We start from the raw sequence: 14,427 nt of genomic DNA, 5'->3' as shown, positions 1-14,427 counted from the left end.
ATAGCTGCTAACTGGGTGGATAGGCGCTCATTGCCTTCTGCATCGCTTCACGCAAGGCATCGGCCCGTTGGCTCAGGCTGCCCTGGCTGGCGGTTTCGGCGCTGGTGCTCCACACCGGCTGGCGAGTGCGGGCATCGAACAGGCTGATGCGCGCCACGGCGACCGTCACTTCATAAGTGCGCACCACCGGTACGGTGTTGTACATGCCGTAGCCATTGCCATAGCGGTTATAGCCGCCGTAACCGTAGCCATAGTCGTCCTGGACCTGGCGCAGGCGTTTTTCCAGACGCACATCGGCGCTCACCAGCAGGTCGGGCGCACGGTTGTCATGCAAGGGCCGCAGGCCACGCTGGTCGAGGGCGCCGCTGACCGCCTCGGCAATCTGCGCCGAGTCGGCCCAGGCCGTGCCCGCCGGCAGTTGGCCGTTGAGCCAGCCCCAGCTGCGGTAGGCGCCATAGTCGCGCACCGGGGCCGGGTAGGCGCTGGCATCAAAGGTGTTGGCCGCCTGGGCCGGCGCCGGCGGCATCGGCGCCGAAGCGGCCACGTAGGGATTGGGGCTGGAGCAGGCGCTCAAGCCTACCGACAACAGGATCAAACAGAGACGACGCATTTCGACCTCCGCAGACTGGGCCGCTTAAACCGGACGGCACATCCAGTGCAAATAACGCCCAAGTCCGGCAAAGCTTGGGTGACGACGGTGAGCGAGTTCCATCTCCAACAAATCCTGTAAATCGGCGCGGGCCTGGAATTCCACCGGCATATAGTCGTGGAACACCCGCACGCCACTTTGGCTTTCGACCTGCCAGAGCCCCTCGAGTTGCGCCGCCAACTCACGTGGGTCGAGCGGCTGTTGCGGGGTGAGGCTCTGCTTCTCGCCGGCCATGTCGTTCTTGCGCATTTTGCGAAAGTGACCTTTAAGCAGGTTGCGGTAAATCAGCGCATCGCGGTTATAGAACGCCAGCGACAGCCAGCCGCCCGGCACGGTGAGCTGGTGCAGCACCGGCAGGATCGCATGGGGTTCGGCCAGCCATTCCAGCACGGCGTGGCACAGCACCAGGTCGTAAGGTTGGGTGAGTTGGCCGAGCAGTTCCTGCCAGGGCGCGTGGATAAAGGTTGCGCTCTGGCCGGCGTCGGCAAAGCGTTGGCGTGCGCCTTCGAGCATCGGCTCGGCGGGCTCGGCCAAGGTCACTTGGTGGCCGCGCTCGGCCAGCCACAGCGACATGTGCCCAAGGCCCGCGCCGATATCCAGCACACGCAATGGACGGTCCGGCAGGGCTTCGATCAGGTCGGCCTGGAGCACCGCCAGGCGAATCGCGCCTTTGGCGCCGCCGTAGATTTTCTCGGCAAAACGCGTGGCCAGTTGGTCGAAATGACGATCACTCATGGGCAAACCGCTGTTCGCTGTCGGCCAGTTTGGCGCGCACCACCTCGTTCATGTCCAGGCCCAACTCGCTGCACAGCAACAGCAGGTACAGCACGATATCGCCGACTTCCTGCCCGGCGTGGGCGAGAGTGTCGGCGGGTAGCTGGCGCGATTGGTCTTCGCTCAGCCATTGGAAGATTTCCACCAGCTCGGCCATTTCCACACTGGCGGCCATGGCCAGGTTTTTCGGGCTGTGGAACTGCTTCCAGTCGTTGTTATCGCGGATGCGGTGCAGGCGTTCGGTGAGGTGTTCGAGGTTCATGCGGGGGCTCCTGAAGGTGTATAGCTTCGGGGGGATCAGGGATGAAGGCAAGTGAATCCCGGTGGTGTGCTTCAGGGCGGCATCGCAGGCAAGCCAGCGCCTGCATTTGATAGGTGTTCGCGGGCATGTTGTGGCGAGCGGCTTGTTGTGGCGAGCGGGCTTGCTGTGGTGAGCGGGCTTGCCCCGCGTTGGGCTGCGCAGCAGCCCCAGAAATGTATCGCGTCGTCAGATTTTCAGGGCCGCTTCGCGCCCCAACGCGGGGCAAGCCCGCTCGCCACAATGGGTTGGGGTGGGGTGGGCTGGGCGGGGCTGGCTAATCGACGACGCTGAATTCGAGGCGGGCGGTTTGGCCGGCTTCGTCGAGGACGCTGAGCTGGTAGCGGCCCAGTTGTTCGAAGCTGGCGTTGATGCTGTCCTGGTTGGCGCTGTCGCCCAGTGGCGCGCCGTTGAGGAACCACCAGCGCCGGCCACTGCCGCCCAGGGCAGAGATTTTCAAGTGCAGGGCCTGCTGGCTGGCGGCGGGCAGGCGCAGTTGGTCGCCTTCGCGTACGCCGACGATGGACAGCGGCGACGAGGCGGCCAGCGCTGGCGGCGGGCAGTCGGGGTCGGCGGCCGGGATGCGCGCCTCGCGGCGCTCCACCCTAGGCAGCCAAGGCTCCAGCGGTGCCGGCCACAAGGCGATATTTTTTGACACTGCCCCAGGGCAATGCGCGTCCACCCGCAAGCCTTTGGCATTGACCCACACGCTTTCCATCAATCCCATGCTCAACGGCTGGTCCAACGCCTGCAAGGTCGGCGGCGTGGTGTTGTCCAGCGTCCAGGCAAAGCGCTGGCGGCGGCAATTGGGGTCGCTGCGGCTCATGGGCTGGCCCAGCGGCCAACAGATCGCGGCCACGCCCACATTGGCAGGCACCGGCTTGGCGGGCGCGCTGATCCCGCGCTGGCTGTCGCGGTTGGTCAGCACGTCATGTACCTGCAACATCAACGGCGCCGCCGAGGCCAGCCCGAACTGCCCCGGCACGGGCGTGCCGTCAGGTCGGCCGATCCACACGCCGATCAGGTAGCGCGGCCCCACACCCATCGCCCAGGCATCGCGAAAGCCATAGCTGGTGCCGGTTTTCCAGGCCAGCACCGGGCGCTGCACCAGCTCGGCACGCGGGTCACGGTCGGGCCGCGCCTGGCCGCTGAGGATGCGCCGCACAATCCAGGCGGACCCTGGCGACAGTAAAGGCCGTTCTTTAAGCGTATCGTCCGGCTGTAATCGAATAGCAGCACTCCTGCCGTCGCGGGCAAAGGCGCTGTAACCGCTGACCAAGTCTTCCAGACGGCTGCCCGCCCCGCCCAGAATCAGCGCCAGGTTCGGTTCGGCCAACGCCGGCAATGCCAGCGGCACGCCGCCGATGCGCATCTGCGCAGCAAACCGTTTCGGCCCATAGGCCTCCAGCAGCTGCACCGCCGGCAAATTCAATGAACTGGACAGCGCCGTACTCGCCGGCACTGCGCCGCTGAAACCCATGGAGAAGTTGCCTGGCCGGTAATCGCCATAGCGCCGGGGCACGTCCTGCAGCAGCGATTCGGAGTGGATCAACCCCTCGTCCAGTGCCATGCCATACAGAAAGGGTTTCAAGGTGGAGCCGGGCGAGCGCAGCGCGCTGATCATGTCCACATGGCCAAAGCGCTTGGCGTCATTGATATCCACCGAACCGAGGTAGGCGCGCACGGCCATGGTTTCTTCTTCCACCACCAGAATGGCGGCGGAGGTGTGTTCCGGCAGCCGCGCGCGCCAGCCCAGCAGCAGGTCTTCGAGGCGGCGTTGCAGCGTGGCGTCCAGGGTGGTGCGGATCAGCGGCGGGCTGTCCGGACGGTTGAGGCGGCGGGCCAGCAACGGCGCGAGGCTGGGTTCGAGCCGAGGGGCGAGCAACAGCGGCTCTTCCAGGGCTTCATCAACCGCCGATTGCGGCCATACCTGGAATTCGGCAAGGCGGCGCAGCACTTTGTCGCGGGCCTGCTGGGCACGTTGCGGGTGGCGATCCGGGCGCAGACGGCTCGGCGCCTGAGGCAATACGGCGAGCAACGCGGCTTCAGCATGGGTCAGCTGCGCCGGGGACTTGCCCAAATACGCCCAACTGGCCGCCGCCACGCCCTGCAACGTACCGCCGAAGGGCGCGCGGTTCAGGTACAGATTGAGGATCTCGTCCTTGGACAAATGCCATTCCAACTGCGCAGTGCGCCACAGCTGACGCAGCTTGCCGTGCAAAGTGCGCGAGTGCGGGTCGAGCAGCCTCGCCACCTGCATCGACAAGGTGCTGCCGCCCGACACCACCCGCGCGCCGGTCAGGTTCTGCCACGTAGCCCGCACCAGCGCCAGCGGGTTCACGCCGGGGTGCTCGTAAAACCAGCGATCTTCGTAGGTGAGCAGCGCGTCCAGGTAATATGGCGACACCTCACGGGTCTGCACCGGATACCGCCACACGCCATTGGCATCGGCAAAGCGCCACAACGGCGTGCCATCCTCGGCCAGCACCACCCGGGCCAAATCATCCTTGGGCAGCGGCAACGGCCAAATACGATCCGCCAGCCACAAGAGGGCAATGACTGCCAACACACATCCAAATGCCCAGCCCAGTAAATGTGGGAGCGGGCTTGCTCGCGAAAGCGATTTGTCAGTCAACTCACTCACAACGGCCCCACCCCGCCCACAACAAATCGCAAATTCAACCGCGCAAACCTCTATGCTTCACGGAACTAGCCGCGACCCTTCGCGACCAAAGGCCCAGTGCTGGCAATTTCGTCCACTTATTCATCGAGACACACCTATGCAAGCAGACTTTTTCGGATGGTTGGGTAACACGATTGGCCTGATCATCCACTACATCGTCGAATTCTTCAGTGGGCTGTTCAATATGCTCACCCATGCCGGTGGCGACTTCGTCAATGGCATGTCCCGCGCACTGGGCATGGACACCTCGATCATCAGCATCATCACCCTGATCATCGGCCTGCTCTTCCTGTATTCGGCCGTTCGCGCCTTCATGCGCGCCTCGATCATCCTGGGCGTCATCTGGCTAATGCTCGGCCTCTGGCTACTCAGCTGGGTTGTGCACTAAACCCCAAGCCCCCCCAATCCCCTGTGGGAGCTGGCTTGCCTGCGATAGCGATCTATCAGCCACCAAACGTGCCGGCTGACCCACCGCCATCGCAGGCAAGCCAGCCCCCACATTTGAACCCCATTCCTACCGCCAGGTATCAGCGCCCCTTGATCACCAAATCCGCCGGCGTCTCCCCCACCGCCTGCCAGTTCGGCCGATACATCGACTCCACCTGCGGCGGCGGCACGCGATAAGTCCCCGGCGTCACCGCCCGCGCCAGGTACAACAAGTGCGTGGTGGCACCATAACCCTCCAGGTTCATCGCCGCCACATAGCGGTCATCGCGGAACTCCTGGTGCTTGAGCGACGCGTTCTGCATCGACTCGCGCCACTCCTTCACCTGGCTGCTGGCGTTTTCCAGGCTGGCTGCACTTTGTGCCAGGTTCTGGTTTTCCAGCTCCAGCCCAGCCGGCAACAGGTCAACCACCAACGCGTCCGGCACCCGCTGCTTGGCGCTGACCGCCACATGCACCAGCACCAGGTCGCCACTGTTGACGTTATGCAGGTTCAACGGCTGGCCATTCATGCCCAGGTATTCGCGGCGGATACTCAGGTTGTCGCCGCCCGGTGCCGGTGGCACTTGGGGGTAACCCGAGATCGTCAGTTGCTGGTAAACCGGCGCCTCGCCCTGATTGCTCAGGGTCAGGTCGCTGGACAGCTGCTTGCCATCCAGCGCCAGCGTCGATTGTTGGTTGTTCAACGTTTGCACACCGCCACTGCCGGTCAGCGACACCTGCCAGTTCGACTCCGGCTGTGAGAACCCGAGGCGCCCGGCCAGGAACAGTGCATTACGTTCCTGGGTCGAGAGATAAGGGCTGGCGGCCAACTGGTCCGAGAGCGTAAACAAACGCTCCTCGCGTTTGCCCTTGACCAAGTCGTTTTCTTCAAGCAAAGCCAGGATCATCGCCTGGTCACGCAGCGGGCTGCCGTAGTCGGCCAGCCACTCGTTGGCATCGCGTTGCGCCGCCAGGCCGGCAAGCAAGGCTTGATCGGCACGTGGCTGGTCGCCCATTTTTTGCAGGGCAATGGACAACTGCACCAACGGCAACCCGGAGCGCGCCTCGCTGCGGCGCTCGAAGATACTGCGCAACGCGCCCAACGGCGCTTGCTGACTGCGTGCCAGCACCATGCCGGCGTAGGCCTGCACGGCAAAGCGGGTGTGGTCGGCGTTGTCGCTGTAATCCACCTCGATCAGGTTGCGTTCCTGCACATAACGCAGCAGGCGTTCGCTGGCTTTCTTCAGTGCTTCAGGCGGCACGGCAAAGCCCTGGTCACGGGCGCGCAGCAGGAAGTCGGTGACGTAAGCAGTCAGCCAATATTCCTCTTCGCCGTCGGCGCCCCACAAACCAAAGCTGCCGTTGTAGCGCTGCATGCCCAGCAGGCGCTCGATGCCGAGCTCGATCTTGCGTCTGCGTTCGCTGTCCGACTCGCCCTTGATGCCCAGGCGCTTGAGCAGGGCAGCGTCGGCATACAGCGACGGATACAGGCCGCTGGCGGTCTGCTCCAGGCAGCCATAAGGGTACGCCTTGAGCGCACTGATCTGCGCGCCGAGGTTCAGCGGCGGCCGGCTCGACAGGCTCAACAGCGCTTCGCGCCCCGAGGCATCGAACTGATCCAGACTGCCGACCGGCAAGCTCCACGGCTGATCCTTGAGCACTGCGCGGTAATGCTTGAGCAGCGCCGGGTAGGCCGGGCGCACACCCAGGGTCCACTCGCGGCTGAACGGCGGCAGGTTTTCCCCCGGCAGGTCCAGGCCGTTTACCGTGACCTTGACCTTGCCCTGCCCTAACCCGCCCCAGGCTTTGACCGGGATGCGCAAGGTGGTGCGCTGGCCTTGCTTGAGTTCAACAGACTGCGCGCCGCTGTTGACCAACTCCAGCTGGCCTTCGGTGCTCAATTGCACATCGAGTTTCTGCGCGTTGCCCGACAGGTTGGACAGGTCCAGCGCTAACGTCGTCTGGTCACCACCGGCGAGAAAGCGCGGCGCCGACAGCTCGGCAATCAGCGGCGCGGCAATCACCGTCTTGCCTTCGGCCATGCCATACCGATCATCGCTCCACGCTTGGGCCATCAGGCGCAATTCGCCATTGAAGTCGGGGATATTGACGCTGACTTCGCCCTCGCCCTGTTCATTCAAGGTCACGGGCGCGCTCTGCAACGCCACAATGGTCACGCTGGTGTCCGGGCGTTTGCCGCCCTTGGCCAGCGCCGCATCACCACCGAAGGCCAGGCTGGCCAAACGACCCTGGCCGGCCTCGATCAACTGGCCGTAGATGTCGAACTGGTCCACGCCATAAGCCTTGCGACCAAACAGGCTGGAGTACGGGTCCGGTGTCGGGTATTCGGTGATATTGAGGATGCCCACGTCCACGGCTGCCAGCAGCACATGCACCTGTTTGGGCACGCTGCCGTCGGCGTTCTTGGCGGCGATCTTCACCGTCAGCGGTTGTTTGGGGCGCATTTTTTCCGGCGCGGTGAGGGTCAGGCCGAGTTTGCGCTGGGTGCGATCCAATGGCAGGTGCAGCAAGCCCACGGCCCGTTTAGGCGTGATATTGGCTTTGCGCTCACCCGGGCGAATTACCAGCGCGCTGACGTACAGGTCATGGCGTGACCATTTCGGGTCAAGCTTCACGGCGAAGCTTTTGCCTTCGGCCGGCACATCGATTTCCTGCCACCACAGCGGCCCTTCACTGGATTCCACCAGCAGGTAGCCTTTACCGGCCGCCGGTGGCGTGACGGTGACATTGGCGGTATCGCCATCGCCATACGCCGGTTTATCCAGCGCCAATTTGACTTGGTCCGGGCGCACGGCGCCGCCTTCGGTGTTGTCCTGGGCCTGGTAGCCGGCCCAGAAACGCAGGCTGCTGACCAGCCCGGTTTGCGGGTCTTCGACCTCGACACGGTACGGGCCCCACTCGACCTGGAAGCTGACCTTGGCGGTGTCGCCCGCCTTGATGTTCAGGGTCTGTTCGTCGAGGTTGAGGAATTTCTCGTTGAAGTGGTAACTCCAGCCGTCGCTTTCCGAGTAGTTCCAGTAGTAGTCGCGGCGCTCACGCACCAGGCGCACCTTGAGGTTTTGCGCGGCGAGTTTCTGCCCGTCCTGGTTGGCCAGCAGCACTTCGAATTCTGCTGGGCCATCGCCGTTGGTTTCCCTGCCGTCGAACAAGCCACGCAGCCCCGGCAGTTGCTCGGCCGGCCAGATCGGCTGCACCAGACGCCGAGTGATCGGGCGCCCACCTGACTCTTGAAGGCTGGCCTGCACGATTAATTGCAGGGGTGATTTGGCCTCGGCCCATTTGCTTTCCAGCGTCAGGTCTTCCTGACCCTTGGCGTCGAGCACGCTTTCGTCCAGCTCGAAATCCTGACTCAGTTCTTCTTCGGTGACCGAGCCGAACTGGTAGCCCGGCAGCGATTTGACCGCCTCGCGCAACGGGCGCACATACACTTGCCCGCTGACGCGGTTGCCCGATGCCGGTGCGCCGTAGAGGTAGCGACCATTGACGTGAATCACCGGGTTATCCGCCGGGCTCAAGGCTGTGTCACTGCCCTTGAGTTCCAGCGCCAGGCGCTCGGGCAAGAAGTCCTCGACGAGAAACTCATACAGCTGCGGCTTGCCGTCGCCGAGGTCGAACACCAGTTGCCAGCGCCCGGTCGGCGCTTCACCGGCCAATTGCAGCTGGTACTGATAGAGGCCCGACGCATCGGCATCCCACACGAACTTGCGGCTGACCTGCTCATCCGGCCGGCGCACCTCCACGCTCACCGGTTGCGGCTTGACGGCATTGCCATCCTTGTCGCGCAACAAGGCGTTGAGCAGCACGGTTTCACCGGGGCGATACAGGTCACGTGGGCCGAACACAAAAAACTGCAGCGGGTGCGCCGGCTGGCCGCCGATATCGAACTCGGCCAGGTCCAGCGCGGCGCTGTCCAGGCGCAGCAGGCTGGTTTGTTCGCCAAGCTTGGCCAGCAACACCTGGGCTTTTTTCGGCAACGGCAACTCGGCATGGCCACCCTTTTCGGTCTTGCCCTGGCCCAGCACACGGCCTTCGGCATCCAGCACTTCGAGGTCCACGCCCTCCAGCGCCTTGCCGCCTTCGAGCGCCTGGGTAAACACATCCAGGCGATTGGCATAGCGGTGCACCGACAGGCCGATATCACTCAAGGTGAACAGCGTGGCCGGTTGCGAATAGTTGTAGGTGCCCGAGGCGCGCATCACCGCCAGGTACACGCCCGGCTGCTGCAATTGCTTGAGGCCGGCGATCGGTAGCAACAGGGTTTCGCGCGTATTGCGCGCCGGGTTCAGGTCGAAGCGGCCGCCGTAGACCAGGTCGGCCATGGGCAGCAGTTCGCGCGATTCATAACTCTGCAGACTGGTGTTACGCCCCCACTGCGCGAGGAACGAGGGCAGCGATTCGGGTTTGATGCGGAAGAATTCGACGTCGATCTTGTCGACATTCAGCGCGATCACCGGCAGGCCTTCAGCCAGACGGGTCGGCAGCAAGGTGCCGCGGCTGGCAAAGCCGACAGTGGCTTGCAGGTCACGGGTTTCCAGGCGCGCGGTGTACTCGGCAGCGAGCTTGTTGTCGTTGACCGCCTTCACGCCAGCGTCAACCGTCAGCACCAGTTTGCGCTGCGGCTCCAAGTGACGCAGGCGCAACTCCATCAGGTTATCGGACAGCTCCCAGGCGCCATCGACCTTGCCGGACTTGCTGTCCACCAAGTGGACTTTGTCGGCGAATTTCTGCTCGGGGTCCAACGGGATGGAAAAGCTCACTGACAGCGTGCTGGCCCCGTCCAACTGGACTTCGGACACGTCCACCACGCTCAACTCACGGCCGGCATAGCGCTGTTTCAGCGCTGCCACATCCACCGCCGCTTTCGCCGGTTTGGGTGCAACCGTCGCCGCCGCAGGAGCGGTCGGGGCAGCCGGTTTATCGGAGGAATCGCAGGCGCTCAGCAGGGCCAGCGCGCAGGCCAGGAACAGTCCTTTGTTAAGCATGGGGCACTCGTCGTGAGAGGGGTCCGAGGGGTGAACTATATATCAGCCTGCGAGGGGCCGATGAGGTGCTGGTCACATTGACCGACGGAGGGTGCTTTGGTTCTTGATCCTCGCTTATCCCAGCCAAATCCCACAGCTACTGGAGATCAAAATGTGGGAGCTGGGTTGCCTGCGATAGCGGTGTGTCAGCCAGCACTATTTTGACTGACAGTCCGCCATCGCTGGCAAGCCAGCTCCCACATTGGTTCTATGGTGCGGCTGGGGGCCAGTTACAATGCCGTTCCCCCAAAGGAGCCTCCATGACTTCCCTGCTCACCGACTGGCGCCACCGCCCCACCCACCGTCGCGTCTGGGCGCTGGCCGCGCCGATGATCCTGTCAAATATTTCGGTGCCGCTGGTGGCCTTGGTCGACAGCATGGTCATCGGCCATCTGCCCCACGCCCACCAGTTGGGCGCCGTGGCCGTCGGTGCCAGCCTGTACACCTTCCTCGCCTGGGCCATGGGTTTTTTGCGCATGGGCTCCACCGGGTTCGCCGCCCAAGCCGCCGGGCGCAATGACGGCGCGGCGCTGCGGCAAATCCTGCTGCAAGGCCTGCTGCTGGCACTGGGGTTGGCGATGTTGCTGGGCACCGTCGGCATTCCGCTGAGCCACCTGGCGTTGGAGTGGATGCAACCCTCTCCCGAACTCAATCAGCTGACCCGCGAGTTTTTCCACACGCGCCTGTTCGGCCTGCCCGCCGCCCTGGCCAGCTACGCCTTGGTCGGCTGGTTCCTGGGCACGCAAAACGCCCGCGCGCCGCTGGCGATTCTGTTGACCACCAACCTGGTCAACATCGCCTTGAACCTGTGGTTCGTCCTTGGCCTGGAGTGGGGCGTGGTCGGCTCCGCACGTGCGTCGGTCATCGCCGAATGGACCGGCGCCCTGCTCGGCCTGGCCCTGACGCAAAACGCCTTGCGCGCCTACCCCGGGCATATCGCCTGGGCCGCGCTCAAAGCCTGGCAAAGCTGGCGCCCGTTGCTGGCGGTGAACCGCGACATTTTCATCCGCAGCCTCGCCCTGCAATCGGTGTTTTTCATGATCACGGTGCAAGGCGCACGATTGGGCGACGCCACCGTGGCAGCCAACGCGCTGCTGCTCAATGGCCTGCTGCTGACGGCGCATGCCCTGGACGGTCTGGCCCACGCGGTCGAAGCCCTGTGCGGGCATGCCATCGGCGCCCATGATCGGCAGGCGCTGCGCCGTTCGCTGGTGGTTGCCTGCGGCTGGTCACTGATCGCCAGTGTCGGGTTCGCGCTGCTGTTCACCTTTGCCGGCCATCTGTTTATCGCCATGCAAACCGACATCCCCAGCGTGCGCGAAACCGCCGACATTTACCTGCCGTATCTGGCCGTGCTGCCGTTGATTGCGGTGTGGAGCTACTTGCTCGACGGCCTGTTTATCGGCGCCACCCGCGCGCGGGAAATGCGCAACGGCATGCTGCTCACCGTGGCGATGCTGCTGCCCTTCGCCTGGGCACTGCAGCCGTACGGCAACCACGGCCTGTGGCTTACCTTCCTGCTGTTCATGGCCCTGCGCAGCCTTACTTTGTGGGCGATTGCCTGGCGCTTGAATCGGCAGAATCAGTGGCTTGGATAAAGGCCGTGACGCGGTCCAGTACCGGCGCCAGCCAGCGTAAAGGCCGAGCGATACACGCCACCAGTGTCGCGTGGCTGGTCTTGGTGAAGTAAAACGCTTCAACCGGTACATCCGCTGCGCGCAGTTTTTTCGCCAACCCACCGGTATTGCGCGTGGGGTTGACCAGCGTGTCGCTCACCGACGCGATCAACAGACTCGGCGGCGCAGCGTGGCTGACATGGTTGATCGGCTGGGAATCCGGCGGCGAGTCAGGAAAGAAAAACACCGGCTTCACGTCAGGGTTTTCAATCGGCAGGAAGTCGTACGGCCCGGCCAGGCCGATCCAGCCTTTGAGCATTGCGGGCGACAGGTTCACTTCTTTAAGCCAGCGCGGATCCAGCGCCAGCATCGACGCGTTGTAGGCGCCGGAGCTGTGCCCCATCAGGTACAACTGCCTGGGGTCGGCGCCGTAGTCGGCGATGTGTTGATAGGTCCAGACGACGGCCTGGGCGTTGTCCTGCAAAAACGAGGGGTAGCGCACTTGCGGGTAGAGCCGGTAGTCGGCGATCACCACCACAATGCCGCGCGAAGCCAGGGCTTCGCCGACAAAACCGTAGTCATCCTTGGCGCCGCTGTTCCAGCTGCCACCGTAGAAAAACACCACGACCGGGGTATTGGGCAATGCCTTGATCGGACGGTAGACATCGAGTGTTTGGCGCGGGTCATCGCCGTAGGCAATGGAGGAGGTTTTGGTGAACGTGTCGGAAGGCGTGAGTGCGTTGAGCACTTTGATGGGCGAGCAGGCCGCCAGGAATGCGGCGAATGCCAGGGTGAAGGCTTGCAGCCATTTGCTCGACATCGTTCAGACCTCACACAGAAGGTACTGCCAAATGAAGATCCAAATGTGGGAGCAGCTTGCTCGCGAAAGCGGTGGGTCAGTTAACACATGTGTGACTGATGTACCGCCTTCGCGAGCAAGCCCGCTCCCACATTAGATTGCTATCAGCTTAGATCACGACGACAGGTACGAAGAACGCGTCAAACCAAGACGCAACGCGTCGAGGAATTGCGTACGCTCCGACGCACTGATCTTCGCGCTCGCGCACTTGTCACGGTAGTGCGTCATCAACTCCTCCGGCGACAAGTGCACATAGCGCAGCATGTCTTCGATGGTGTCGTGGGTCTCGATCCCGGCGCTGTACACCGAACCGTCTTCACGCTGGTAGATGTTCACCGAGTCGGTGTCGCCGAACAGGTTGTGCATGTCGCCCAGGATTTCCTGGTAAGCGCCCACCAGGAAAATGCCCAGCAAGTAGTCTTCACCTTCGTTCAAGGCGTGCACCGGCAGGCTGGTTTCGATGCTTTGCTCGTCGACGTATTGCTTGATCTTGCCGTCGGAGTCGCAGGTCAGGTCTTGCAGCACGGCGCGGCGCAGCGGCTCTTCGTCGAGACGGTGCAGCGGCAGAATCGGCAGGACCTGGCCAATCGCCCAGGTGTCCGGCAGGCTCTGGAACACCGAGAAGTTGCAGATGTACTTGTCGGCGAGCTTGTCGTTGAGTTCGTCGAGCACTTGGCGGTGCGAACGCTGGCGGGCTTTCAAGGAGTTGTGCAGGCGACGGCACACGGCGAAGTAGCACTGTTCGGCCAGGGCTTTTTCGGCCAGGGTCAGTTTGCCGTCGGCGTACTGGGTGGCCACGTCGCTCATGTAGTGCGTAGCGCGCCAGTAAGTTTCGGTGACCATCTCAATGTCGGTCGGGCCCAGCAGGTCCACCAGCCACTGCACGGTTTCCGGCAGGTTTTCCTTGTTCTCGATCAGCGGGATTTCGTCGTTGTGTTTCTCAACGTCAGTGACCTGCACCACCAGCATGGCGTGGTGCGCGGTCAGGGAACGGCCGCTTTCGGAGAAGATATGCGGGTGCGGCAGGCTCTGCGCGTCGCAGAATTCCTTGAGCATGCCCACGACCACGCCGGCGTAGTCATCCATGTCGTAGTTGATCGAGCTGGCGTTACGCGAGTGCGTACCGTCGTAGTCCACGCCCAGGCCGCCGCCGACGTCGATGTGGTCCACCGGCAAGCCGAGGTTGCGCAGTTCGCCGTAGTAACGAATGGCTTCCTTGAACCCGTGCTGGTAGTCGGCCAGGTTGGCGATCTGCGAACCCATGTGAAAGTGCAGCAGGCGGATGCCCTGATCCAGGCCGGCAGCGCGGAAGCGTTCGACCACCGACAGCAATTGCGCGGCCGACAAACCGAACTTGGACTTTTCGCCACCGGTGTCTGCCCATTTGCTCGACGCCAGGGACGACAACCGCACGCGCAGGCCAACCTGAGGCTTGACCTTGAGGTTGGCCGCCTCTTCGATCACCAGCGCCACTTCGGATTCTTTCTCGATCACGATGAACACGTTGTGGCCCAGCTTCTGGCCCATCAGCGCGAGGCGGATGAACTCACGGTCTTTGTAACCGTTGCAGACGATGGTGCCGCCTTTCGGTGCCAGGGCCAGCACGGCCAACAGCTCAGGCTTGGAGCCGGCTTCCAGGCCGATGGACACGTTCTGGGTGGCGATGATGTTCTCGATCACCGCTTCCTGCTGGTTCACCTTGATCGGGTACAGCGCGGTGTACTTGCTCTGGTATTCCAGGCGCTCGATGTTCGCGTCGAACGCTCCGGTCAGCTGGCGCACGCGGTCTTGCAGGATGTCGGGGAAGCGCACCAGCAGCGGCAAGGACAGGCCGCTTTTGCGCAGCTCGTCAACTTGTTCGTACAGATCGACAGGCGTGCTGTTCGGGCCGTTCGGACGGACTTCAACGCGACCGGCTTCATTGATCGCGAAATACCCGGCCCCCCAATGGCGAATCCCGTAAACACTGCGGCTGTCCGCAACTGTCCATTGGCTGCCATCGTCTTTGCGTGTGCGTCGTACGGACATCGAAGTCCCCTATATAAAGTCGAAGATCACCACACCCTTCTTGTAAGGCTGG

Annotated in this window: 9 protein-coding genes; 2 read left to right on the top strand and 7 right to left on the bottom strand. The window is 63.3% G+C overall.

What is annotated here, in order from left to right:
• Positions 1-7: 7 nt before the first annotated feature.
• The 4 genes from NTD89_RS18525 to pbpC all read right to left on the bottom strand — a co-directional run bounded on the left by NTD89_RS18525 (position 8) and on the right by pbpC (position 4,311).
• Complete coding sequence (locus NTD89_RS18525; RefSeq protein WP_106577710.1) at positions 8-610, bottom strand: DUF4136 domain-containing protein; 603 nt, start codon at positions 608-610, stop codon at positions 8-10.
• A 24-nt stretch (positions 611-634) separates the two neighbouring features.
• Positions 635-1,384: a methyltransferase gene (locus tag NTD89_RS18520; protein WP_145160319.1), complete on the bottom strand. Its 750-nt coding sequence runs from the start codon at positions 1,382-1,384 to the stop codon at positions 635-637.
• A complete protein-coding gene (locus NTD89_RS18515) occupies positions 1,377-1,685 on the bottom strand; it encodes a MazG-like family protein (protein ID WP_262208947.1) in 309 nt (102 codons plus the stop codon). The genes NTD89_RS18520 and NTD89_RS18515 overlap by 8 nt, the downstream gene beginning before the upstream one ends.
• Positions 1,686-1,998: 313 nt before the next feature.
• Positions 1,999-4,311 carry a peptidoglycan glycosyltransferase PbpC gene (pbpC, locus tag NTD89_RS18510; RefSeq protein ID WP_262208990.1) on the bottom strand — a complete coding sequence of 771 codons (2,313 nt, stop codon included), beginning with the start codon at positions 4,309-4,311 and terminating at the stop codon, positions 1,999-2,001.
• A gap of 190 nt (positions 4,312-4,501) precedes the next feature.
• On the opposite strand from pbpC, the gene NTD89_RS18505 reads away from it, so the two are divergent.
• On the top strand, positions 4,502-4,792 hold the full coding sequence (locus NTD89_RS18505) for a hypothetical protein (protein ID WP_145160315.1): 291 nt from the start codon (positions 4,502-4,504) through the stop codon (positions 4,790-4,792).
• A gap of 139 nt (positions 4,793-4,931) precedes the next feature.
• Here NTD89_RS18505 and NTD89_RS18500 read toward each other — a convergent pair whose 3' ends face one another.
• Complete coding sequence (locus tag NTD89_RS18500; RefSeq protein WP_262208945.1) at positions 4,932-9,833, bottom strand: alpha-2-macroglobulin family protein; 4,902 nt, start codon at positions 9,831-9,833, stop codon at positions 4,932-4,934.
• Between the two features lie 299 nt (positions 9,834-10,132).
• On the opposite strand from NTD89_RS18500, the gene NTD89_RS18495 reads away from it, so the two are divergent.
• On the top strand, positions 10,133-11,470 hold the full coding sequence (locus NTD89_RS18495; RefSeq protein WP_262208944.1) for an MATE family efflux transporter: 1,338 nt from the start codon (positions 10,133-10,135) through the stop codon (positions 11,468-11,470).
• Here the strand turns inward: NTD89_RS18495 and NTD89_RS18490 are convergent.
• Entirely contained in the window at positions 11,415-12,308 is an 894-nt protein-coding gene (locus NTD89_RS18490) for an alpha/beta hydrolase (RefSeq protein ID WP_262208942.1), read from the bottom strand. The two genes, NTD89_RS18495 and NTD89_RS18490, sit on opposite strands and share 56 nt — an antisense overlap.
• A 153-nt stretch (positions 12,309-12,461) precedes the next feature.
• Positions 12,462-14,375, bottom strand: coding sequence for an arginine decarboxylase (speA, locus tag NTD89_RS18485; protein WP_145160307.1), 1,914 nt, complete (start codon positions 14,373-14,375; stop codon positions 12,462-12,464).
• Positions 14,376-14,427 lie beyond the last annotated feature (52 nt).

The organism is Pseudomonas sp. 14P_5.3_Bac1, from assembly GCF_025466135.1.
In the GTDB taxonomy this organism is placed as follows: domain Bacteria; phylum Pseudomonadota; class Gammaproteobacteria; order Pseudomonadales; family Pseudomonadaceae; genus Aquipseudomonas.
This window is presented reverse-complemented; position numbering and strand designations above follow the sequence as displayed.

Excerpts from the sequence above, each read along its gene's own strand:
- NTD89_RS18525 (WP_106577710.1), bottom strand. The coding sequence starts at position 610 with ATGCGTCGTCTCTGTTTGATCCTGTTGTCGGTAGGCTTGAGCGCCTGC.
- NTD89_RS18520 (WP_145160319.1), bottom strand. The coding sequence starts at position 1,384 with ATGAGTGATCGTCATTTCGACCAACTGGCCACGCGTTTTGCCGAGAAA.
- NTD89_RS18515 (WP_262208947.1), bottom strand. The coding sequence starts at position 1,685 with ATGAACCTCGAACACCTCACCGAACGCCTGCACCGCATCCGCGATAAC.
- NTD89_RS18505 (WP_145160315.1), top strand. The coding sequence starts at position 4,502 with ATGCAAGCAGACTTTTTCGGATGGTTGGGTAACACGATTGGCCTGATC.
- NTD89_RS18500 (WP_262208945.1), bottom strand. The coding sequence starts at position 9,833 with ATGCTTAACAAAGGACTGTTCCTGGCCTGCGCGCTGGCCCTGCTGAGC.
- NTD89_RS18495 (WP_262208944.1), top strand. The coding sequence starts at position 10,133 with ATGACTTCCCTGCTCACCGACTGGCGCCACCGCCCCACCCACCGTCGC.
- NTD89_RS18490 (WP_262208942.1), bottom strand. The coding sequence starts at position 12,308 with ATGTCGAGCAAATGGCTGCAAGCCTTCACCCTGGCATTCGCCGCATTC.
- speA (WP_145160307.1), bottom strand. The coding sequence starts at position 14,375 with ATGTCCGTACGACGCACACGCAAAGACGATGGCAGCCAATGGACAGTT.